Origin of the sequence: Acinetobacter defluvii, assembly GCF_001704615.3 — a bacterium.
GTDB lineage: Bacteria > Pseudomonadota > Gammaproteobacteria > Pseudomonadales > Moraxellaceae > Acinetobacter > Acinetobacter defluvii.
The window spans coordinates 44,452-68,046 of the sequence record NZ_CP029389.2; the positions used below are offsets into that span (position 1 = coordinate 44,452).

The following is a 23,595-nucleotide window of genomic DNA, read 5'->3' on the forward strand; positions in this document are numbered from 1 at the left end:
TATAAAAAACCTATAAAAATCATATTACGTTATGAATTTAAAAGAGAAATAATAAAATACTGTATTAAAATCTAGTTTTAGCACGGAAAAAGGTGGGATATAGTTTTTTAGAAACGTAAATTTAATTAAAAAATCAACAAATGAATAAAATACTTCTTAAAAAACAGTAGAAAAAATAAGGAAAAATATAATTTATGTTTAGCACGGAAAAAGGTGGGATATACCAAAATAGTAACAATCCATTGATTACAAAAAATTAAACTTTAAAATATTTTTAAATTTTTAAAATTACAGTTTTATTGCATGTCTGTTTACATCATTACTGAACTAGGAAAGGAAAAACGTTGTTCTGGGTGCAACGAATACTATCCTTTTGATGAAGAATTTTTTTATAAAAATGGCTATAAAGATTACAAGCAACAATGGTCAGCACTATGTAGAGCTTGTTATGTTGAAAAATATAGAAATAAATAGTTACTCCAAATTTTCAATATTATTCTTAACTTCAGGATGTTCTAAGGAATAAGTTTTTAAAGCTTCCTTCATCTGGTCAGCCGTTTTCTCCATAGCCTTCTCTGCTAATTCATCAGGATTGTGTGTAAATGTTTTACTAAAATCATCATTTGGTAAAACAGATATGGAAGAAAAAAGTTTTAAAAAAAAATTAATCATCTCTCTCTCAAAAATTTATATCGAAGTCATTAAATAAATAACCTCGATATTTTTCAAAACCAAGTAAACAAAAACTATAAATATGATAATTCATATTTATGATTAAATAAAAATTAAATCCCGTTAGCATGTGCATTTATAGCTTCATGTATTGAGTCATATACCTCATGTTCATCTTTAAATTGATTAAGATCTAATAACCCTTTAGATACGGCGTACCGTAAAGGAAAATTATTAAAAATCATATTCTCCTTTTTCACCAGAATTAACATGCCCGCACAATACATTTCATTTTTAAGTGTAGTCTGATATTTATCTCTAACATCTATAAAATGCGGATCAGATTCTAGCTTTTGACGTTCTGTACTGATTTCTTTAAATGAATGACCATCTTCAGCCATGCATTGCAAAATTTCTTCTATTTCGCTTTGTGCTTCTCGATATTCATTGTAAGCATCATAATCAACGGTTTTATGACATGAAAAAGATCTATCCTGTTTAGTAACATGGTTAAATCTTTCTTTTAATCCCTCTGGGTGTAGATATGTATTCCCTTTTTTAAAGGGACAATCTTTACATGCTTTCTTTAAATTAAATGTATTACACATAACTTATACCTGTTTAAATTCAACTACCCATACCCAGTTATTTTGTTCATGTGCCATATCACCATAAACACTATTCCATAATTGAAAAAATTCATGACGTGGACAATTCATTGATTTGTGTTCAATGCCTTCTGACAACGCATCTTTTACAGATATATCTGTAAGCCGTTCTACACGGACATTAGTAATTTCTAGCAAAATACGTGATGCCCAACGCGGCATATGGATTGAAGGTTTCCAAGAAAATCCAGATTTGGATAAATGAAATCCTTGCTTATAAATTATTGATAATTCCTGATCATTTGGGTGATTTAATTTATTAACTTCACTATGTCGATAAGCGGTTTCAGGAACGATTGCGAAAGTTTCCCTCACCCAAAGCTGATCACCTACACGACCAAAAGGACAGTTCCTATTGGTAAAATTATGCATTGTTTCAGCATAGTCAGAACCTATACCATACATATAACCTTTCCAATGAAATCCTGTGTTTTCCTTAAAAGTCGGTTGTGGATTTATAATTCTTCGCGTTTGCGTCTTACGACCTTCTAAAATTGCTTTGACCATTTGAGTATTAAATAAAATCGGGCGTTCTTTCATTTTGTTTTCCTAACTAAAATCATAAATATGATTTTATGATTTATCATATTTTAAAGCAATCTTTAAATTTCTCTCAATCTCTTTGATTGCCTGACGTACAGCAGTTATCCCGTATTTTAGAATGGAATAACGTTTATCTTTTTTTGCATTACATAACTGGCGCAAGGCAAACGGCGTAATACCCATTCGCTGTGCAAGTGCTATTTGTCGTCCTTGTTTTTTACTCATCCATTTTTTCATGAAGCGCAACAAATCAATCGCCCGTTTTTCATCACGTTCAATTTTGAATTTCTGTACTTTAATTCGATCCATTTCAAGCAATGAAAGACCATAGACCGCAATACGATTTCTAAATGCTTGTCGCTTCACATTTAAACGCCGTGCCAATTCTGATAAACGCCCTCTACGCTTTCCGATCCATTTTTCAAGCGTGATATGAAATTTAAGGCGATAACCCAGCATTTAAAAAAACTCAATTTCGTTGGCTTGGGCTGTGCGATAACCTTCCCAATCGCAATTTACAACGATAATTCGATTCTTTTCCGCAAAGCGGTCCTTCGCCCGTGCGCCTATAATTTCTTGCAATTGATCAAATGGTACGTTTGAAGTGATGATAGTCGGCAAACGGCGTTTATATCGTTCATCAATGATCATCATATACGCTTCAAATAAATGCTCACTTTGCGACACACTACCAATGTCATCAATACACAAAAACGGCACTTTAATTAACTTAGCCATAAGTGCTTTATATGTGGATTCACTATCTTTACGCCATGTTGCATAAATTTCAGCATTGAGCTTTGCTTCAGTGATAAATAAGCATTTGTATGTGGCATTAAATGTTATATCGTTGGGATCTAAGCTATCGCATTTCACAGAACGTAAAACAATGTTCTGCATCAAAATACTTGCCATGACTGTTTTACCTGTCCCCATGTCCCCAGTTAAATAAATATTCTGGTGTCCTTCTGTTGTTTTGGACTCAAACATAGATAAAACATACTGTTTAAAACGATCATAAATACGCGTTTGCTTTTCACTTTTGACTGTTTTTGCAAGTTGTTTAAAAGTGCCAAAACTATTGACGGGTAATTCAGCCTTTTTACATTCCTGTTTGATCCGTTCATCCATTTTAGTTTTAAGTTGTTCTGCCATTTCTTCAGTACGACATTCAGGACATTGAACATGTTTAGAAATCACTTCAGGTACTTTAACGATCTGATCACCATGTTTTAAACACGATATAGGCACTTCAACCAAATCAATAAAACCAAAATCCAATTTTTTAACCTGGTTTTCAATCGTCTTTTTTGCTTCTTGCTGTTCACAATAAGGGCAGTTTTTATTTAATTCGCTCTCAAACTTGAAATAACCGCCATGCGTTTCACACTGAAATTCTTTTTTAGAAACATTAACCATAGTATTCATATCAAAACCCTTCCAGATCAATAGCGGCTTGTTGTGCGATTTTTTGCAGTCTTTCAGCATCAAGTTGTTTAACCTGACTTGCTTGTGCTTGAACGTTGGTAAAACGGCTGAAATCTTGCTTAGATTTTACTTTAGGGGTATGAGTAGGTGCTGCGGGTAGATCAATAAACCCATTTGCTCTTAAACGCGCTCTATGGGCATTTTGCCCCGCTTTGGATGTATGAATTTTGTTGAGAAAAACAATAAAATTTAATAACCGCTTGTGTGGTGTTAAATTTTTAAATTGAGAATGATTTAAATTAAAATCAAGCAAATAAGCGTCTAGTTGTGCTTGCGTTGAAACTACATTAGACAACATCGACATATTTAATCTTGCTTTCACAACTGGATCGTCAATTTTTAAAGGAAAGCGATTTATGATTTCCTGTTTTTCAATTTTTTTCTGTTCTTCGCTATTACTAATAGTATTTCTTGAATCATTATATTTATTAGTGTCGCTTTCTCCGTTTACGGAAAAACCGTTAGCGGTTTTATCATTTTCAGCATCAAAATTCATATTGTTTTCCTGATCAAACATTTCAAAGTCAAAACCCAATTGAGCATTTTCAAGATGCTCTTTTTGTTGTTCAGTAGCAGCTTTAGAATCACCGAGTTCTAAGGAAGGTTTTTGCTGATCTGGACTTTCAAATATTTGATAAATAACTTCACCAAATTGACCGTTCTGGCTCTTTAGTTGAGTTCGCTTGACATAGCCCAGTGATTCAAGTCGTTTCAACATATTGCGTATTGCATCACGCCCATCTTTACCGCGCTTTGCTAGTGCTTCAATGCAGACACGATGGTAATTACTCCAACTTAATAAATAAGTGAGTAACCCAAGATCAGAAAATTTTTCGATATTTTTGTCATGCATGGTTTTATTTGAAATCATGCAATAAGGATTTTCTTTATTGTGCAAATCCCTAAACACAGTTACACGCTTTGCAGTTTCAAGCTGCAAAGCAATAGACATATCTGTCATTCTGTTTTCCTGAAAATAAAAATAAAAATAAAAAATAAAACTTACTTATTTGACTTCATCTAACGTGAAGCAAATGTCTTGAGCTAAAACAGATTTTTTGGAAATTTCCTCTAATTTCTCTGCACGATGCAGCGGCAATGGCAATTGACCCTTGAGATACTTGCAAATACTAGGTTGTTTAACTTCGAGATAAATTGCCGCTTCAGTTTGATTTTTGAAGTAAAGTCCAATGGCGATATTTAAGCGCAATATCTTATCTATCACTGAATTTGGATACTTTTTAACCGTTTCATCAATAGGAAACCGTTCCAATAACTCTATACGCTGCTGATCTGTAAAATTTATAACAGTTAGCATACAAATTATTCCTAAATATTGTGTATAGAGAATAATATTATTCAAATAAGAATAGAAATTCAATATTAAAGAATTATTTTCCTAAATTCTTAATTATAGTTTTTAGGGAATTTTAAGCATAAAATTAAGCAAAACACATGCTTAATAGTATTTTTATTTAAGCGAGTTTATTAGACAGTATGAATATTGAGGCTTTTATGACCAACCAGAATAATATAATTGACGATAAATCACCCCTTACATTTGATATAGATGATCTTCCGAATACGACAGGCGATAGATTGCAATTAGTATTAAAAAAACAGAATATACAGCAACACGAATTGGCTGAAATGCTTGGTACTAAGCAATCTACAATTAGTAAAATATGCGGTAATATCACTAAAAATAGTAAATATTTACCAGATATTGCCAATGTATTAAATATAGATATTAACTGGCTAATTCATGGCAAAAGCAAAAATAGTGAAAATAATTGGCAAAGTGGTTTGCACCAACAAAAAAATAAATTTATTCTTATTGGAATGCATGGTGACAAAGATTCTACAAGTGAAGAATCACCAGATATGAACCCTAATAAGGAAAATAAATTAATGTTTGACAACGATCTGATACCAGAAGGAAAAACGGCAGACGATATTGAATTTTTCATTGTGAAAGATACAGCAATGGATAAAGTAGCAAACGTAAACGCGCGAGTAACGTATGATAAAACAGATACTTCTGTAATTTCTGGGAAATTATACGCAATCCAATTTGGTGAATTAGCACAATTGCGTTATTTATTTTTGATGCCAAATAAACGAGTTAGAATTGGGGCAGAAGATAAAGAAAATTATCCTGACGAAGTTGTGGACCTAGATCAAGATGACTTTAAAATTTTAGGGAAAATCATCACAATTACAAATATTGTGAATTAAAATCTAATCAAACTCGAATAAGGCAGAAATTTCTGCCTTTTTTTATTCCTGTAAATTCCTGATTTCTTATAAATAAACCCATTAATGAAATGAATTTGCAATTTGTTAACAAAAAATAACCAATTAAACTCACGTTTTAATGCATTAAAAAATTCCTTAATATTCCCTATTGCATTTATTGGGAATAAATTTTATTCTTTTGGGAATAAATTTTATTCTTATTGAATGGTGAGCAGTATGTTAGCAATTATTCAGAATCTTCTAAGCAAGTTCCCAATTATCATCAAAAACTTAGCCCTTTTCTTGATCTTAACTTTTGTTGCTTTTCAGACTTTAATCATGTGGGTTGACGCTTCTGAAATTGAAGAACAAGGGCGTTTAGATGCAAATGAGAAATATATCAACTTAATGAAGTAATTTTTTTTCGATTGTAAATATGATTTTTCATAAAATCATATTTATGACTATTAATATTATCAAGGGTTTAAATTATGGAAAACGTTCAGAACCAACCAAAAATCATGCAACAATCACAATCTCGCATTCCTGCAATTTATTTAGCTATTCATGCTATTCAGGCACATTTGGCAAAAGTTGGGATCGCTAAATCACACTCAACAAAATCAAACAAGAACAAAGGTAATTCTAATTTTCAGGATTACAATTTTCGTAGCGTGGATGATATTTACAACGTTGTCACACCCCTACTTACTGAAAATAATATTGTGTGCATTCCTGATGTTAAATCTACAAATGTTGAAAAACTTGTAGATAGTTATGGGAAGGTATCTCACCACACGCATATTGAAGTTGAGTACAAATTTTTAAGTATCCTTGATGAAAGTTTTGTCACAGTTACAATGGCGGGGGAAGCAAAAGACTCAACGGATAAAGGAAGTCAAAAAGCTTTATCCAACGCTCATAAGTATTGTTATATTCAAATGTTTAGCATCCCAACTAAATCATCAACAGATATAGAGCAATCTAATCAGTATTATGACAATAACAACCAACAAAGTTACAACTACAGTCAGAACGCGCAATATCAGCAGTCAGCAAAACAATTCTCACCAAAATAGAAATTTAAACTCTGTTACTGATGAACAATTGTCCCAGTTTATTGAGATCTTACGTCTTGCCAACATTTCTTTTGAGCGTTTTCTTAAAAAGCGCAAAATTACGCGTGATCAAATTACACCAGAAATGTTATTAGAAGAATCCAAACAATGTTACAAGTACATTGAAAAGATTGAATATAGCAAAAAACAGCATCATTAATATGATTTTATGATTAACTTTATTTGTGATTTTATGATTATATGAGTAAACTAAACAAACCCGTGAAGCATGGCACGATGACATGTAGCATTAAATATCAGTGCCAATGCACAAAATGCAAAAACATTAAAGCAATTTTGCTACAGCATATCGCCAATTATGCAAGAACACATTTAGGAAAAACGAATGACTAAATATATTTCCGTATTACAGCTCAAGGGTGGGGTTGGTAAAACAACAATCGCAGCAAATCTTGCGGGCTATTTTCTTTCTAAGAGTAAAAAAGTGTTGGCGGTTGACGCAGACATGAAGCAAGGTACTTTATCAGCTTGGTCAAGCATGGTTGAAGATAAAAACTTTCAATCTGGATCTACATTTTCATTAAGTGAGCTAATTAATCTTTTAAAAGAATCTGATGAAAAATTTGATATTGTTATTGTGGATCTACCTCCACGCTTAGAAGATCTTGCGCGTTCTAGTCTTTTATTTAGTGACCTGGTACTTTTGCCTGTTACTACTTCAGCACCCGATTTCTGGGCAGCAAGTGATATTTCAGAATTAATTGAAGCTGCAAAATCTGAAAAGCCCGATATTAAATTACGTTTAGTTTGGAATAAATTCAAACCAACAAAACGCCGCTTAGAATTAAAAGATCAAGTGAATAAAGAGCTTGGTCATGATGAAATCAAACAGCCATTATCAGATTATATTGCATATTCTGATGTTATGGGGATGGGTACTTGGGTGGGGGCATATAACCATCCAAAAGCGAAAAGTGAATTTCTTGAATTTTCAAAAGAAATTGAAAAGTTAATTAAGTAAATTGGAGTGAAAATATGGCGGGTAAAAATATCGCTATTGCAAAACCAAACAAAAGTAGCCGCTTTGACAATGCGGCTACTTTTGCAAGCAACACGAATGCACCGCATGAGAATGTTGCAGCAAAAGGTGTTGAAAGCCGCACAGATACATATCGTGAAGTTTTTGACGCACCCGAATCAATGAAACAAGATATAAAAGCTTTTTTAGCAACTCCAAATTGCCAGTTTAAATATAAAAAAGATTTTATTATCCAGTGTATTCAAGATGGTTTAAAAAAATACGGGAAATAATCAATAGGGCATTTATGCCCTTTTATTATAGTGGTGATATGAAAAAAGCAATCGGCTATGTCCGTGTTAGTACAGCTAAGCAAGTCACGGACGGCGTATCTATTGACGCACAAAAAGAAAAAATAGCGGCTTGGTGCAATTTAAATGATTATGAGCTAGTCCATATTTATGAGGATGCAGGGCTATCAGGAAAAAGCGTTGCACATCGTAAAGACTTACAAGAAGCCCTATTAGCTCTTAATAAAGGCATGGCTTTTGTATGTTATAGCTTATCGCGTGTAAGCCGAAAACTTGAGGACATGTTAAAGATTAGCAATCACATCAAAGACACTGGTGCTGACTTAATTAGCTTATCTGAACGTATTGACACAACAGGTTCATCGGGTCGCATGGTTTTCAATATGCTTGCTGTTATTAATGAATTTGAACGCGATGTTATTAGCGAGCGTACAAAAATGGCGATGCAACATTTAAAAGACAATAACAAAGTGTATTCACACATACCATACGGATTTAACAATGAGAACGGGTATTTAGTAGAGAACTTTGACGAACAACAAGTTATCAAAAAAATGCATGAGTTTTTAAAAAAGGGATATGGACACCGAAAAATTGCCACACAACTAAATAAACAGAATATAAAGTCCAAACATGGCGGCATTTGGTATGCAAAAACAGTAAAAGCAATTTTAGATAGAATTTAAATTCTTTTTGGAATGGTTTTATAGCTTATTTAGAATAAATATGCTATAATCTATTGATTTATAACAATAATTTAGCCTAAGTTTTATTCATTTTAGAATATTTTATTTAAATATTATTCTTTATGTTATAATTTAAATCCCCATTAGATTTATGTCGGAATAAAAATGAAACCACCTGTACTCTGTATAACTCGTGAAGAACTTGACGCACAAAATATACCTAAAAATAATGCTTACGGTATTTATTCTTTTAATATGTCGATAGTAAATAAAAGCAGCTTCCATTTTTTAAATCGAGAAGTTGCAGACCGTAATAATGATGATGAATATAAAAAAGTAGGGGAGTTATTACCACAAATTTTGGTTTATTGTGTAGTCAAACATGAAGGTAAAGTATTAACTTATTCTCGTAAAAAAGGCGCAGAAAGCCGCTTACATGGCTCTCGTAGCATTGGCTTTGGTGGGCATGTAGATATTAGCGATTACTATCATAGTTTAAATAATGGTTTTATCAATTCGCTTGCTGTGAGTGCTGAACGTGAATTACGTGAAGAATTAAATTACACTTCTACAGTAGGTTCAAATGAATTTACATCATTGTTAGTGGACCAATCTAATCCAGTCGGTGCGGTACATGTTGGCATACCAATTCTGCGAAAAATACATAACATTAATGAAGTTGAAGTTGATCCTGAAGAAATTTCTGATCCTATATGGCTGTCACCTGAAGAATTATTAAAAGACATTGAGCAATATGAAAATTGGTCAAAAATTTTAATTAATGAAATGTATTTAGATTAAACTTAATAAAAAAAAGCCCGATTAATTCGGGCTTTTTTGTTTAAACTGGTGGACTTAAACAGAACGAAACTTTTGAATAACCGCTGACAATTTCATGATGTTCCATTTCTCGATTTTCATAAAAAATAGTTTGGTTGTTACTTTCTTGTGGTCTTGGAAAGAAGATAAACGCAGGATTATTTTCTTGACCGCCACCATCCATATAAATAGTTCTAAAAGCTTCAACTGAAATTCTTAAATTATCATTGTAAGAGATTGTACTAAAATCTAATGCCCCCCAAGATTCAGTCCCACTCGATAGGATTCCTTGTAAATCAACCAAATTCAATAGTTTTTCTGTATATGGATTAAGTTCTGGTTGACCTGAAGCATTTAAATCTATCTTATTGATATTTAATACTACTTCGTTGTTTATGGTAACTTTGTAAGACAGACTAGGATCATAATCAATAATTGCACTACTAGATGCACCCGCACAACTAATAACACTAAGCTTACTATTAACAATACGCATCACATTTACATAAGGAATGCCTGTATTTAGCGCATCTTGCACGGCAACATAATCGGGGTTTTCTGGATCATAACCCAATACCGCTTTGATGTTATCTTGTGTGATCTGCATTTGCTGATCAATACGACCACGTTTAAAAGATCCAGTAATAACGCCATTGATCGGTGCAGCACCCGTACTGCCCGTATTATCTTTCACACGGTCAAATTGTAGACCGACCTCATTTTCTAAAACTTTGGTGATATGCATATCTATAATCCAAACAATGTTTAAACCTATTATTCAGGATTGTAGATATGCTGTTTTTGGATATTCCTAAAATATTCTGATATTCCAAAAGGAATAACAAGCAAATGTGAACCAACCATCCCGTTGGTTCATGTTTTTATTTTAAAAGATACTTCTTACAACTTTATTTTTCTCAAATTCATTGATTAAGTCGTTTAAATTAACAAATTGCTTGGCTGCATTCTCGTTAAAAATGCTCTTTGCAATTTCTTGAATGTATGTTTCAACAAGTAATGATGTGCCTTGATTGCTGCTTGATGCATTTGAAATAACTTTTTGAGCAACAGTTTCAAGCGGAAGTGTTTTCTTATCTTCTTCAGCAGGGGAATAATCAGGATTAATCGCATAAGGAACAACTTTATGAGAAACAGATTCAATAGAATTATCAGATTTTTTCTCACGTGTACCAACACATGTATAACCATTCACTTGAACGGTTTGGGAATTAACTTTTACAGAATAAAGAGTAGAATTTTTTTGTGCTGTTGTTTTTTGATTCTTATAAATTGAAGAACTTTTGTTAAATTGACTATCTCTCGCATTACAACCTTCTTGTGCTGATTTATAGCCGTCATAATTTGTCTCAGTTCTCCAAAGAAACTCACAAGAACCATCGGCACAATACAGCGGTGTAACTGTATAAACAATCTGATTATTTGCAGCATCAACAACCCAATCTGTCACCCCTGTTAACTCATTAGCAGCATCTTTAAACGCTTGCCATTGCTGCATATCAGTATCACTAAATGAATTGATAATTGCGTTGGTTAAATCAATGTCTGCATGACTGTCGTAGTAATCATATCCATTTGTTTTATATGCTGTGTAATGTGCTGTTATAGCAGCATAATTTATTGTGACGTTTGGACTAATAATCCATTTCCCAAAAGGTAACTCTGGTAATATTTGATTACCTTCAAAAATACGCATTACATAAACAGCGGGTATGTTTTCTAGCACATCACATACATTGTTGTAGTATATGTTTCGTGGATCATGCCCAAGTTTTGCTCTAATATTTTGTTTAGTTATTAACATGTGCTGATCAATACGACCACGCCGAAATTTACCTGTAATGACTGGGGTACTTTCTGTTAACAAGTCATCATCTTCAAGAATTAAGACTTCACCCACATTAAATCCGACTTTATCTAACTCATTCATAATAAAAACTCGCTATAAATTAGCTTTATTTTCACCGTTATAATTTTTATATATTTCTTCAAATTCCTTTAGGCGAAAAAAAAGCCCGATTAATCGGGCTTTTTCTTTAGGCTAAAACAATATTCAATTCTTTCAATTGTTCATCAATACTAGATTTAGCTATATCCGCTTCTTTCTGCTTTTCAGGATCACGCCATAATGCAGTACGTTTAGTGTTTATATTTGGTGCTTTTTTACTATAGGAACGTCCATCCTTGCGACAATGCCAGACACATTTGCCATTTGGAAAGCGTTCCCATGTTTCCGCTTCAATGGGTGCTTTGCTCCATATTGCTAAATTTAATAACTCATCTAAAGTAATTTCAGTGTTTCGATGATTTGTGAAATGCCCGAATGCTGAATTAGGGCTAGATAAATCAGCATCCTCAACATCAAAATAATCAGCAAGAATACGTCCATCTGAATAAGTAAATAAATAAGGTGCTGTGTGCGGTACTGTGCAACCACCCCAGAAATAACCTAATTCAATCAAGGCATCCGATGCTTGTTTAAATTCATCATGGCTATTCAACTTAATTTTTAGATCTTTCATTTCTATTGAGTTTTGAATATCTTTCACCGCTGCAATACACAGCGGCTTTTCATGGCGATTAGATAATTCTTGTTCAATACCGTTTGGATGTTCACCAAACAACGCCAACATGGACATTTCACAGTCTTGGCGTGTTTCATGTCCCAAGCCCCATGATGTACCAGAAGAACGGATATTATGATTAAAATCAATAATAGTGTAATAACCTTTACCCGCCAATGTTGCCGTTAAAATAGCGTATTGTTCACGTACCGCTTGAACAGTCCAATTGAAGCGTTTTTCTTGGTCAAACTTTACTTTTTGACCGACTTTTAAAGTATTTTTGTTCATGTTAAACCCCTAAAAAATGGCGTTTTTCAGCGTTACGGCGATTGACTAAGCCTTGAACGCGTTTGCCTTTCACATGCACCCACACATCAAACTGATTGGCTGCTGATCTAAGTTCATTTGCATTAATTAAACGAAGCATAGAGCTGTTTTTAAAGGCTGTTTCGCCAACGTTGTAAATAAAGGAAGCCAATGCATCAAACTGATTTTGTGAAATTTTTGTAGTCACATAACGATCAAGACACGCATCCACCCAAAGACAATCATTTTTAAGCCATTCGAGAGCTTGACCCGCTGTGCATGTATCACCTTTTTGGACTTTTGTTCCATTAGGATAGCGAATCGTACCGTGTCCAATCGTCCAAATACCGCCTGAATCTTGGTAGGCTTTGAGTTCTAAGCCTTCAAAATCCTTAATCATGTTGTAACCCATGTCAGAAATATCATACTGACCTGTTACGCCCGTGCGTTCTGGTTCGTGTTTAAAGTTGATCAATTCAGCAAATACAGGAAAGCCCAAATTTTCAATAATTTTGTCACCCGCAATCACTTGTTCTTTGGTCAATGCATTTCCAGACATTGCCCGCAACCATGAAAAAGCTTGTGCAATTACTTCAATGTTTTTTGTGTTGCTGTTCATGTGGGTTCTCCATTCTAAAATTTTGAAGTTTTTTTAAAGCGATATTTGAAAGCCAAGTTGTGAGCAAAATAAAACTTAATAAACACCCAAATAGAGTTTTATCTATTAAGAAAAATAATGCTGAAAGTAGAACTAAAACTGCGTAAATAGTGCGTTTATGTGTCGATGTATCAAGTATGCGATGTGGTATCAAAACCATTACCATTGTTACAAACACCACCAACACGCAAACGACATTTTTAAATGTCAAAAAACTATATAAATCAAACATGTCATTACTCCTTTTCACGATCAAAAGATTGACTAATACGGTCTAAATCTTCATCTGTAATATCTAGCTTTGAGCCTGTTATCTTGATTGCCGCTGCATGAACAAGGTGAATAATTGCAGGGGAAACAAACGACACACCCGCGACCCAAATCACTACAGCGGGGGTAATGTCTTTTTCAGTATGGATGTAGTAAATAAATGCCAAAACACCGCCGAAAATTGAGATCAGCAGCTTTAATGGTTTGGGATATGGTTTTGCACCATAACGCGGAGTTGGGAAAAAATACCCGATGGTTGTGCCAAAAATAAGTAAAACAAAACACGATACAAGCAAAATAGCATCGCTATAAATGCTAACTGCTTCGCGTACTGTTTCGTTTGTAAATAGGTTTGATTTAGTCGGATGGCTTGCCAAAGCTGCTTCGCTTACTAGCGGCAAGAAAAACCACATTATCCGCCACACCAAGCCCAAAACTAGGGATCTAGTCATTACCGACCTCGCTGTAAGTTTTGAATGTTGATTAAAAGCTGAATCACATTTTTCTTCATTTGATCATCATTTTCTTTTAGTCGTTTTTTGATCTTCCACGCATCTGACTCATACCAATCTTGAATAAAGAAAAAAGGCATGTTTAAAACTGAATCCAGATTAATGTCGCTATCATGGCTAAATATCTGAATCGTCTGCATAAGCGATTGATAGGATGCTGTTGGCGTGTCCGATGAATGCGGAAGTAGGACGAAATCGCAAGGGCGCATCATCTGTACCCCCATTGATTTTTTTCAAAACAATACCGTTATCAAAGGAAATATTTACCAAGCTGTTGAAATGGCTATCTAGGTGTAAATACGCATTAAAAAGCGAGTTAAAATGCCCGATCTCTAGCTTGGACAATAAATCTATTCGCGTTTTTATTAGATTTTTAGTGAATGGAATTGTTGAAAATGTATCAATCGGGGGAAATCCTTCACAGCCGATTTGAATTGCCATTGCTCCCATGATCCAATCAACTGTATTTTCACAACCTTCTTCGAGTGCTTGGGCTTCTAAACCATTTAAAGGGCGCACTGAAATGTCGTCCATTTCAATTCGTTCATTGCGAAATTGAGATAGATCACCCAAATATTCTGAAATATCTACATCCTCATCTAGTCGATTATCTACAAGCTGTAAATAACTTAAAAGGATGGCATAACGCTCATGTATGCTCATTTTTAGAATGGCTTGAGGATCAGAACACGGTGCAATGGTGTAAAGGGCTTGAGTAAGCTGTTTTTCGTAATATTCAGGTTTAATTTTTGACATTTGCAAAATATTAGATACAAGCAAATGATTTAAACCGTAATTAACTCCACCGATCTCAATATTTGTAAAACTCATGATTGAATACCTGAATAAAGATTAATAATGTCTTGCTTGTCCCAAGCGGTACGGCTGATAAATGTTGCAGAAACTTGAATAATTAAGCGATTTCCATCCCGATCCATTGGCGCAACAATTGGCGCACTAACCGACTGAATTAACATGGGTGCGTAACGTTTACCGCCATAAGACACAGCAACAAAAGGAGGTACAAGGGAGGGGAAAATTGAATCTAAGGAAAAATCTTGGGCTAAATTGGCGGCGGCTGTAGTTTTGCTAAGCTGTTCTGGCAAAGCCCATTGTTCAAGTAATGAAATCTGTTCCTCAACTTCCGTTTTTGCATCTGCCCAAGCTTCAAATAAAAGCGTCATAGGCAAATGAATAGATGCAGTCGATGTAAAAACTTGCACTGAATTGACTTTAGTTAAGTTGCTTCGCCCAGTTAATGTACCTAGTTGGTTTTTTTGTTCATCGGAAAGCTTGCCTAAAAATGGGATAGCACTAACGACTGCATCTAAAGTATTTAGCCATTCCCCTGATTGTAATTGCCCCATCAAAGTAGGTAGTCGATGCTCTGGATTACTATTTTCAAATGGTGTCGAATACTGACTTTCAATTGGTTTTTCACCACTCAAAGCAATACATGCAACTTCTTCTGTGGATTCTTCAAGTAATTTTCCGTCCACATCACAAAGCTGAACACGAAATTTTAGTTTTTCGTTTAATCCACTACTATTTAACTTTTCTAAATTTTCTACTGGGGTAACAGTAGGCTCATTAACTGGCTGTTCTGTTTGCTCAACCTGAAATGCCATGACTTTAAAAATCCAAAATTCAACCTTTTTAAAGCTTAAAGACAATCATTTTTTTAATTTCTCTATATTCCTAAATCTATTGCTTGCTTTTTATGTTTAAAACAAATATAACTATTCTCATTCACTGCCATATAGGCAGCTTAAAATACTGTCTTACTACCCAAAAGGTAGCAAAAAGCCCGCAATTGCGGGCTTTTAAATTTTTATGGTTAAGAACTTAACATCATAAACTTTTCATTAAATTTTCAACATACGCCATTGAAGCAGCCAACATCGTACCATCTGCACGACCTAAAATAGCTTGCTCAATATTGTAGCGATACGATGGAACATGAAGGGGGTACACACCTTCTAAAAAAAACGTACATGCTTCATCTTTGCGTAAAGCCCAGTAAGCCTTTTCTACAGCATGATTATAATCATTATGTGTCGTGAATTTTGGCATTGGGTTTTTTTCAAGCCATAGGATCAGCAAATTAGAAACATGCTCATCGCTTTTTAGGTCATCCATTGTAAGTAACCAATGATCTTCATATTCTGAAGTCTTAATTTTTTCATTTTCCACTGCAAGATATTGTTCCTGCATGGCGATTAAGTCCTGGTACATCATGCCTTATTCCCCTGTATCCATAGCATAATCTAAAATATCTTGTGCAAATTGTTTTGAATCAATTTTTTCGACTTGTGATGGTTCTTTACCGTGATTTTGAATCTGATTCATGCGCCATACTTGTTGTAAGGCACTCACTTTACCAACCAAAAACATTAAATTAACTTCATTGGCAAATTTGCTTTTTTCAGCACGCCATTCATGAAATTTTTCACCATTGCCCCAATGTTGCACAATATCCTGACTGCTAACCATGTGATTAATTCCGCAATACGCACGGGCTTCACTTTCAATAAAGCTATGCACATCATACGGCAGCGAGTCCATAGAAAAATTACCCCAATCATTTAATAGATTTTCATTGAGAAAGCTTTCCAAGCTCAAATTTAAGTTCATGATTTATTCCTTTGTTTGTTAATTAATTTGATTATGCTTTATTCTTTTTTATATTTCAATCATAAAATCATATTTATGATAAATCATATTTATGTTTGAATTATATCCCGCACTAGGCGGGATATAATTATTATAAAAATCAAACGTATTTCAGTCGATTTTCATACTCATCTAAATTAATAAAATGTTGCTCATCATCATTTAATGACCATACTGTATTCGTACATGGTACTAAACGGCGGTGCATTTTATAAAACTGATCTGCTGCAACAAGCGTGGCTAAATCATCACCTGGTACAGTGTAAGCTTCAACAACATGAATTGGGTATTGAGTTCGAGTATAGAAATCTTCCTCTGTTTCACCCGCGTTCAATGCAATAACACGCTCTACTGCGGGCAAATATGCACCGTATCCAATCCATGCGTCTACATTGTTTTTAGCCAACAATTGTGCATTTTCTTTCATGTTACTGATTACTGTACTTACATAATCAGTTACGCCATTTTGACTTAAAATAGCTGTTACCTGGTCTACGATAGGCTTTAAGCTTTCAAGCTCTGGTGTTAATTTATTAATATTCATGCTTCACCTATTCTCTATTCTTCAAAAAAATCTACTGCGTCAAGCTTAAACCAATCTTGTTGCATCATCCATAACATTACTTCAGGCTCTACGATCCAACGCGTGTTTTTACCATCCCACACATAACTTTTACGTTGGGATGTGGCATAGGTTTTCATACGGTCCTTGTAATCTGTTCTAAATGCATTACCAAATGAACCATTACCAATAAATGCCACACCAGTAATTTTTTGATTTTTAAATCGCCCAAGCCCTGTATGTAATTTGGTATATTTTTTCACTATACCTTCAGGACTAGACGCATCAACTGCATATTTTTTCAAAAGTTCTTTAAATGTATGTGTATTCATCACACTGTTTAAAAACACTTCTGAATTTTCAGCTTCAAGTAAACTATTAACAGCGATTAACTTGGCAATATCTGTTTTTTGCTCATCTGATAAAACTGTATCAAATGGGTATAAACGAGAACCGTCATTATTGTTAATTTGCTCAATAATTTTGGTATTAACTTGACTTTGGTTTTCAAGAAAATATTCATGCGCTGCTTTTGATGATGATGGATCTCTGAACTTAATTTTATGATTATGTTTTTGAGCAATATAAAATATTTCATCTAACATAAATACATCATTTTTCAAACTATCACGCACAAAGTCATTCAATTTTACATTTGGGATTACCAGACATGGAACGCGATCATCATCTAAAACCACATCTTTGATCAGACCATCAAATTTAGAATTGTAGGTTTTTACAAGATCTGGATTATCCACATGAAGCTCATTAAAAATACTTTCATGCCAATAATATAAACCTGATTTTATTTTTATTGAGCGCAAACGTACCGTTGTATCCTGATCAATCCATTGCGCTTGTTCTTTAGTCAATGCTTTTGTTACCGCTGCTTCTACTTCTGGGAAAATTGAGCTGAAACGGCGAATATCAGTAGCATCACGTTCAGATAATGATTCATAAGAATAGACATTGCGGCTACTCATTTCAGCTTTTTCAAATTCCACAAAATCATCAATTGCTTTTTGACGGTCCTGTGGCGCAATTGGTGCAATATCTTTTGGTGTCACCCATGATGTTGTACTTAATCGTGGTGAAATTTCAACACCGTCATCAACACGGAATACGCCATATAACAATTTACCGCCTACCGTTGCTTGGCAAATGTCACCAGACTTACGCACTGTACCATCTTCAAGTAATACGGCTGTACCATCAAATAACGCTTGTTTTTCGATCTGGGTAAATGGACTATCTGCATAGTCTAAATACTGCTTTAAAGATGTTTCAGCCATGCGCTGAATTGATTCATGCGAATCTTTAAAACGTTGGTATAACTCGCCATTTTCTGAATCAATAATCCGTTGCGGCATAGTTCTAACTTGATCTGCACTTCCAAAATATGAACCAGATAAAGATTCAACTGACATGTAATCAATGCTTTTTTGCTGAACTTTCCAAGCAAAGCTTTTATCCCAATTGATCACAATATTATTTGACAAAACTCCATCATAAGGCTTAATCAGGTCTTGCTTACGCTTTAAAATCTCTGCGCGTTCTTCCGATGTTTTGGCTTTATCATCTTCCATCATCAATAAGGCATATTTGCGATAATCTGCCTTAATTTGATCAGAAATAACTTGCTCTTTGGTTTGTCCCGCATTTTCAGCCGCTTTTTTGGCAATATTACCCAATAAGGTACTTTGTTTAATTGCACGATCACGGCGGTTTTTCTGTTCACGGATTTCACGTTCTTTTAAAAGTTCAGTGACTTTTTCTGGGCTATCCGCTTGGATCATTAAATCGTATTCGTCATCGCTTAATGCTTGAGATACTTTGACTGTTCCCTCTGTATCCTCTTTTTTATCCATCAAATGATCAATCCAATTGGCTTTCCCACTCACCACCTGTACTTTATACTCATCAAATGTACCATTGGCATTGTAGAAATAAACACGTACAGATTTTTGAGTATTACCTTGACGAATACCACGACCATTGCGCTGTTGTAGGCTGTCTGGTGTCCATCCAGTCGTTAAATGGTGAATCGCTTGTGTACCCTTTTGCAAGTCAATCCCTGTATCTGCTTTTTTATTTGCAATAACAACGGTGAAATTACTTTCTGCAAATTCATCCTGAATTGTTTGAACATCATCTGTACTTGGTTTGCCGACTTTACCATCTGGCTTAGTCTGTGCATTCAAAATTGCAATTTTTGCAGCGGGTACACCACAATATACAACCAACGCCTTTTTAATGATGTGATGCATTGAAACAGTGTCACAGAAAACAAGCTGCTTTGAATGCCCGTTATATAGTGGATTTGCCAATTCAAGTTTAAAATTTTCTAAGAATGATTGGACCTTCGCTGACAATTTAGGCTTAACACTCAATTTTTCTTTATCTGCAATTTCAAGCAATGTTGCAATCGCTTTTGAGTCATTTACAGTTAAACGTAATTGGTTTTTATCTTCATCAACAAAGCAACGCGCTGTCACTTCATAAAGCGTATTGTCGCCAAAGTCTTTCGCCATACGCTTAACACGCATATCTTCAGGCTGCACCAATGGGAAAGTCCGTTCAGTTTCAACTTTAATGGTTTTTTTATTAAACAGGTCTGCTACTTTCCCTGCTAATGGAATGCTATTTGCATCAATATCCACTACAAATGACCGGGTAACTGCAATATCTTCACCCATCAAAATAATATCTGACATTTTAGAAATCAGATTAAATGGGCTTGCAATAAGATCAATGGGTTCGCCTAGCATTTCTGAAATTTTATCCAGATTTTCCATTGCATCTTCACTTACACCTAATCCACCGCCTTTCGTGACCTGTCGTGCTGTCATATAGGCATCTTTCATCATGTCTAAGACATTTTTTTCTGACTCTGGTAAATCAATTTGTGTTTTTACATCTTCTTGATCTGGAATCTTTAAACCGCGTTCTTTGGCTGTTTGTACGTTGGCAATGGTGTGCAATGCATTTTTAAGCAACTCAACGTTTTTAAAACCTGTAAAAGTTTCTTCGTTTTTCAAATAACCTGTAATATCTTTGCTTTGAAGTAATTCGGTGTGAGCAAAGGTACTTAGGAAGTCATCAACTGAATTAATTGCTGCACCGCCTAACATGCGGCGTGCTTTATCATCCCCAACGGCAAGCGATAACATGGTTATAATTTCAGCGGGACTGTTGGTGATTGGTGTTGCTGTAAGTAATACTACGCCGTCATTTAACTCATTCTGACCGCGTACATACCATGACTTCACTTTTGCAGAAATGGCACGACTTGATAACTGACTTTCAGCAAGCAATGAAAGCCCAGAAATACGCTGAAAATTAGAATCACCTTCAGCAGAATCACCATTTTTAAACATTTGGGCTTCATCAAACACAATACTATCAATGCTTAAATCTTCAAAAAATGGATATTGCCCTTTATTTTTCTGCAAAATACCTTCTTTTTTTGCGATAAATGCATTGGCTTTTTCAATATCCTTGTCTTTTTCTAAACCATCCAATTTAAATCCGTAAAAATCCATAATTGTTTGGTCTTTTAACGGGATCATCGTAAATGCATCGGATGTAATGATGATTTTACGGTATGGCTTAGATAATAATAAGTTTAGATCCTTTGGATAATTACCTGATTTAATCCCATCTAAACGGTTTTCATCACTACCAATTACTAAAACATCATCCACATTATCCAGACACATTTTCATGTCTTTGTACCATTTTGAAATGGTATGACTTGGCACAACAAACATGGTGCGTTTTTTAACGCCGATATTGTGCATAGCTTGCGTTACAGCGATGGAAGTCATGGTTTTACCCAATCCCACATCAAAAGCTGTAATCCCCTCAAAACGGCGTGATAAACGGCGTACTTCTTCGTTTTGGTAGGTATTCATGCCTTTGAACGTATCAAGCTTTGGATTAAAGCCTGTAATTTCTAAAGGACTATCATCTAACTCTGTCGTCATCTCCTTATGTTTTGGATCGTTAATCTTTTGATTTAACAGATCCATAAAGCCTACATTCGATTGCAGATATGCGTTAAATGTTGAATCCATTTCTTTTGCATATTCCAACAATTCAGCATAAATAAAATCAAACTGGGCTTGTGTCAGTGAGTCTTTTTTGGCTTTGATATGGAAATTTGAACCGTTATTTAATGAATCTAATATACGATTTAAAAAATATGCCTGAACTCGTTGATCTTTACGGGCTTTATCTGCGCCATCATATTTATAGCGTCTTAAAACAAAATCTAAGCTTTCTGCTTTCTGCGCTAATGTAATTTTCCCATCTAAATCAGTGACAACATCAGCCCCACCGTATGCACCTAAAAAGTCGGCTTTGGTTTGGAAATCCACGTTTGTTGCACGTAAACCAAGATTCAATTTGGTTACATCAACATTGTTCGTAAATTCAAAGGATTTTTGGCGTTGTTTGATCAGTTTGCCTTTAACTTCTGGATCTGTAGCGTTTTTGATTTGCTCATCAATACGTGCCAAGAAATCGCCGTGATTGCCTGTGTAATAATCACGATTTAAGGATACTTTTGTACCATCGGCATTGATTGCATAGTCATCATTGGTTAATGGGTTAAAATTAGGATCTGATTTGCGGATTTCAGCAATATCAACCATCCAATTGTCTGCCTGTCCACGATAAATCGCATTTTCATAAGCTTCTTTGGCATTAAGCTGAATGTTTAAATTGATTGATTTACCGTACCAATGATCTGATAAACCATTTATCCCATTACCATCAAATGCAATTTTGGCTTGGCGTAACTCGGTTTTAAACAAAGCGTGTTTGATTTGGTTTTGGTTTACCAGTACCGCATGTGTAACCATACCTGACGTTAATTCTGGAAATGCTGCTGCATAATTATCAACACGACCTACTGTATCTAATACATGTTTGACTGCTAAAATTACCAACCAGGCATTAAAATTAGCGTGTTGTTTTGGCTGACTTACGACATTAGAAAGCTTTTGTACCCATTCAGGTAGGGTTTTACCTGAAGATTGGCAATAACCGATCATTTGCGTCAAGTGATTATGAGTCATACGCGCATTATATGCAGCCAATGGATTTTCAAAGTCAGATTCATGATTAAAACGCGCAATAGTTTTTGATGGTATCCACTTTCCATTTTGGTACTCAAAAGTAGTACCCGCCATGACACGCACATCACCTTCTTGTACTGGCAAAGCTTGTGGTACTTCAGCTAGGTTTAAAGCTTCAAAATCAATACGACTATCAGGAAAGCGTTTAATTAATTTAAGAATATTTGACAAGCTATCATTATTAACAACTGTTTCGATTTCTTGCGCTTTATTTCGGAAATTAGCCAATTTGGTAATTTCACCCAATACAAATTTTTTACCTTCTGTTTTGAAATATTTACCGTCAATAATATTTTTATCTAAAACACGGGCTTCAGCTAAAGTTTCTAAGCCGCCATTTTCATAAAGTTGTTGGATTTTATCGGTCATTTCTTCGCTATGTTTGCGATAAACCAATAGATCCGTTACAACATCTGCACCTGTACTATGGAAAATACTTGTAGGCAAACGATATGCACCAACCAATTCAGCTTTAAGTGAAATTTGATGACGGAATTTGCGGAATGATGCACCAGTCATTAATTTGGTATGTGCAATGAAAATTGCTAATTTACCGTGTTTTAGTTTGTCGATTGAACGTTTTACAAAATAAGAATCTAGCGGATCTTTGTCGTAAATATCATATTGTGGATTAGCCCCACGATCTGCATTAGAACCAAACGGCACGTTGGTAATGATGGCATCATAGGTATTATCTTCGGTTTGTGCTGCAACCTTCTCAAAAGGACTCACAATAACATGGTGATTGCTTTCATCATTGACCAATGCATTGATTTTCCCTGATACTTCACTCAATTCAACACTTTGCATTACTACATTTTCAGGACGACCCGCAGCAAAAATACCTGTTCCCGCTGAAGGATCTAACACCAACCCACCATCAAAGCCCATTTCTTTGAGCATGACCCACATCTGGTCGGCTAAAGGTTTAGGTGTAAAGTATTCATATTGACTGCCTTTAACGCCCTCTACTTCTAAATTACCGCCTTTCCCTGTGTATTTAGATAAGATTTCTTTTTGTTCCTCTGTGGCGCGTTCCCCAGTACCATCAATTAAACGCATCGTTTCAACTGCTTTATTGTTGGCTTTTTGGCGTACCGATGGGGTAACTTTGGTTTCTTTAAAACCGTAACGACCTTTTGGATTTGGCAGCGGGTTAAGCTGTTCTTTCATTTTGCGGCTTGCTTCGATAAAAGTATCTAAAGCACTTAAAACAGACGGGTTATTCTTAGGCATTTTGACAACTCAAAATAGAAAAAATCCTTTCGAGTTTGATTTGTTATAAAAAATGCGTTTTTCGATATTCCAATAATAAAATATGATTAATCATAAAATCATATTTATGATAATTAAAAAACCCCCGACTTGC

At 34.8% G+C, this 23,595-nt stretch carries 27 protein-coding genes; 7 read left to right on the top strand and 20 right to left on the bottom strand.

Annotated features, from left to right (window positions below; genetic code table 11):
* Positions 1-474 precede the first annotated feature (474 nt).
* The 7 genes from DJ533_RS00305 to DJ533_RS00335 all read right to left on the bottom strand — a co-directional run bounded on the left by DJ533_RS00305 (position 475) and on the right by DJ533_RS00335 (position 4,689).
* Positions 475-672, bottom strand: coding sequence for a hypothetical protein (locus DJ533_RS00305; RefSeq protein ID WP_065994751.1), 198 nt, complete (start codon positions 670-672; stop codon positions 475-477).
* A 113-nt stretch (positions 673-785) separates the two neighbouring features.
* Positions 786-1,280, bottom strand: coding sequence for a hypothetical protein (locus DJ533_RS00310; RefSeq protein ID WP_065994752.1), 495 nt, complete (start codon positions 1,278-1,280; stop codon positions 786-788).
* A gap of 3 nt (positions 1,281-1,283) precedes the next feature.
* Entirely contained in the window at positions 1,284-1,880 is a 597-nt protein-coding gene (locus DJ533_RS00315) for an ASCH domain-containing protein (RefSeq protein WP_065994753.1), read from the bottom strand.
* 33 nt (positions 1,881-1,913) lie between these two features.
* Positions 1,914-2,342, bottom strand: coding sequence for a hypothetical protein (locus DJ533_RS00320; RefSeq protein ID WP_065994754.1), 429 nt, complete (start codon positions 2,340-2,342; stop codon positions 1,914-1,916).
* Positions 2,343-3,311, bottom strand: coding sequence for an ATP-binding protein (locus DJ533_RS00325; RefSeq protein WP_065994755.1), 969 nt, complete (start codon positions 3,309-3,311; stop codon positions 2,343-2,345).
* A gap of 1 nt (position 3,312) precedes the next feature.
* Entirely contained in the window at positions 3,313-4,332 is a 1,020-nt protein-coding gene (locus tag DJ533_RS00330; protein WP_065994756.1) for a helix-turn-helix domain-containing protein, read from the bottom strand.
* A gap of 45 nt (positions 4,333-4,377) precedes the next feature.
* Positions 4,378-4,689 (bottom strand): hypothetical protein, encoded by a 312-nt coding sequence (locus tag DJ533_RS00335; RefSeq protein WP_065994757.1) that lies wholly within the window; start codon positions 4,687-4,689, stop codon positions 4,378-4,380.
* A gap of 179 nt (positions 4,690-4,868) precedes the next feature.
* Between DJ533_RS00335 and DJ533_RS00340 the strand changes: the two genes are divergently transcribed.
* The 7 genes from DJ533_RS00340 (at position 4,869) to DJ533_RS00370 (ending at position 9,504) form a co-directional block, all read left to right on the top strand.
* On the top strand, positions 4,869-5,609 hold the full coding sequence (locus DJ533_RS00340) for an XRE family transcriptional regulator (RefSeq protein WP_081406126.1): 741 nt from the start codon (positions 4,869-4,871) through the stop codon (positions 5,607-5,609).
* A gap of 237 nt (positions 5,610-5,846) precedes the next feature.
* Positions 5,847-6,026: a hypothetical protein gene (locus DJ533_RS00345; protein ID WP_065994759.1), complete on the top strand. Its 180-nt coding sequence runs from the start codon at positions 5,847-5,849 to the stop codon at positions 6,024-6,026.
* Between the two features lie 74 nt (positions 6,027-6,100).
* Entirely contained in the window at positions 6,101-6,688 is a 588-nt protein-coding gene (locus DJ533_RS00350) for an ERF family protein (protein ID WP_065994760.1), read from the top strand.
* Between the two features lie 385 nt (positions 6,689-7,073).
* Positions 7,074-7,709 (top strand): ParA family protein, encoded by a 636-nt coding sequence (locus tag DJ533_RS00355; RefSeq protein ID WP_065994761.1) that lies wholly within the window; start codon positions 7,074-7,076, stop codon positions 7,707-7,709.
* Positions 7,710-7,723: 14 nt separating this feature from the next.
* The gene (locus tag DJ533_RS00360; RefSeq protein WP_065994762.1) at positions 7,724-7,999 is read left to right on the top strand and encodes a hypothetical protein; all 276 of its coding nucleotides are present in this window, start codon (positions 7,724-7,726) and stop codon (positions 7,997-7,999) included.
* 38 nt (positions 8,000-8,037) lie between these two features.
* Positions 8,038-8,703, top strand: a complete 666-nt coding sequence (locus tag DJ533_RS00365) for a recombinase family protein (protein ID WP_065994825.1) — start codon at positions 8,038-8,040, stop codon at positions 8,701-8,703.
* 165 nt (positions 8,704-8,868) lie between these two features.
* On the top strand, positions 8,869-9,504 hold the full coding sequence (locus DJ533_RS00370) for a hypothetical protein (protein ID WP_065994763.1): 636 nt from the start codon (positions 8,869-8,871) through the stop codon (positions 9,502-9,504).
* A gap of 40 nt (positions 9,505-9,544) precedes the next feature.
* Here the strand turns inward: DJ533_RS00370 and DJ533_RS00375 are convergent, their stop codons facing one another.
* From DJ533_RS00375 to DJ533_RS00430, 13 genes are all read right to left on the bottom strand, one after another.
* On the bottom strand, positions 9,545-10,267 hold the full coding sequence (locus tag DJ533_RS00375; RefSeq protein ID WP_065994764.1) for a hypothetical protein: 723 nt from the start codon (positions 10,265-10,267) through the stop codon (positions 9,545-9,547).
* A 141-nt stretch (positions 10,268-10,408) separates the two neighbouring features.
* A complete protein-coding gene (locus DJ533_RS00380) occupies positions 10,409-11,470 on the bottom strand; it encodes a hypothetical protein (protein ID WP_065994765.1) in 1,062 nt (353 codons plus the stop codon).
* Positions 11,471-11,576: 106 nt separating this feature from the next.
* Positions 11,577-12,392, bottom strand: a complete 816-nt coding sequence (locus tag DJ533_RS00385) for a hypothetical protein (protein WP_065994766.1) — start codon at positions 12,390-12,392, stop codon at positions 11,577-11,579.
* A gap of 1 nt (position 12,393) precedes the next feature.
* On the bottom strand, positions 12,394-13,029 hold the full coding sequence (locus tag DJ533_RS00390) for a lysozyme (RefSeq protein ID WP_065994767.1): 636 nt from the start codon (positions 13,027-13,029) through the stop codon (positions 12,394-12,396).
* Complete coding sequence (locus tag DJ533_RS00395; RefSeq protein ID WP_065994768.1) at positions 13,004-13,300, bottom strand: hypothetical protein; 297 nt, start codon at positions 13,298-13,300, stop codon at positions 13,004-13,006. Before DJ533_RS00395 ends, DJ533_RS00390 begins: the two co-directional genes overlap by 26 nt.
* 4 nt (positions 13,301-13,304) lie before the next feature.
* Positions 13,305-13,790, bottom strand: coding sequence for a hypothetical protein (locus DJ533_RS00400; protein ID WP_065994769.1), 486 nt, complete (start codon positions 13,788-13,790; stop codon positions 13,305-13,307).
* Entirely contained in the window at positions 13,790-13,930 is a 141-nt protein-coding gene (locus DJ533_RS18575) for a hypothetical protein (RefSeq protein WP_171488521.1), read from the bottom strand. Before DJ533_RS18575 ends, DJ533_RS00400 begins: the two co-directional genes overlap by 1 nt.
* A gap of 37 nt (positions 13,931-13,967) precedes the next feature.
* Positions 13,968-14,681: a hypothetical protein gene (locus tag DJ533_RS00405; RefSeq protein ID WP_065994770.1), complete on the bottom strand. Its 714-nt coding sequence runs from the start codon at positions 14,679-14,681 to the stop codon at positions 13,968-13,970.
* Complete coding sequence (locus tag DJ533_RS00410; RefSeq protein ID WP_065994771.1) at positions 14,678-15,478, bottom strand: hypothetical protein; 801 nt, start codon at positions 15,476-15,478, stop codon at positions 14,678-14,680. The genes DJ533_RS00405 and DJ533_RS00410 overlap by 4 nt, the downstream gene beginning before the upstream one ends.
* Positions 15,479-15,701: 223 nt before the next feature.
* Positions 15,702-16,088, bottom strand: coding sequence for a hypothetical protein (locus DJ533_RS00415; RefSeq protein WP_065994772.1), 387 nt, complete (start codon positions 16,086-16,088; stop codon positions 15,702-15,704).
* 3 nt (positions 16,089-16,091) lie between these two features.
* On the bottom strand, positions 16,092-16,484 hold the full coding sequence (locus tag DJ533_RS00420; RefSeq protein ID WP_065994773.1) for a hypothetical protein: 393 nt from the start codon (positions 16,482-16,484) through the stop codon (positions 16,092-16,094).
* Positions 16,485-16,623: 139 nt separating this feature from the next.
* Positions 16,624-17,067 carry a hypothetical protein gene (locus tag DJ533_RS00425; RefSeq protein WP_065994774.1) on the bottom strand — a complete coding sequence of 148 codons (444 nt, stop codon included), beginning with the start codon at positions 17,065-17,067 and terminating at the stop codon, positions 16,624-16,626.
* A gap of 14 nt (positions 17,068-17,081) precedes the next feature.
* Positions 17,082-23,462, bottom strand: a complete 6,381-nt coding sequence (locus DJ533_RS00430; protein ID WP_065994775.1) for an SNF2-related protein — start codon at positions 23,460-23,462, stop codon at positions 17,082-17,084.
* Positions 23,463-23,595 lie beyond the last annotated feature (133 nt).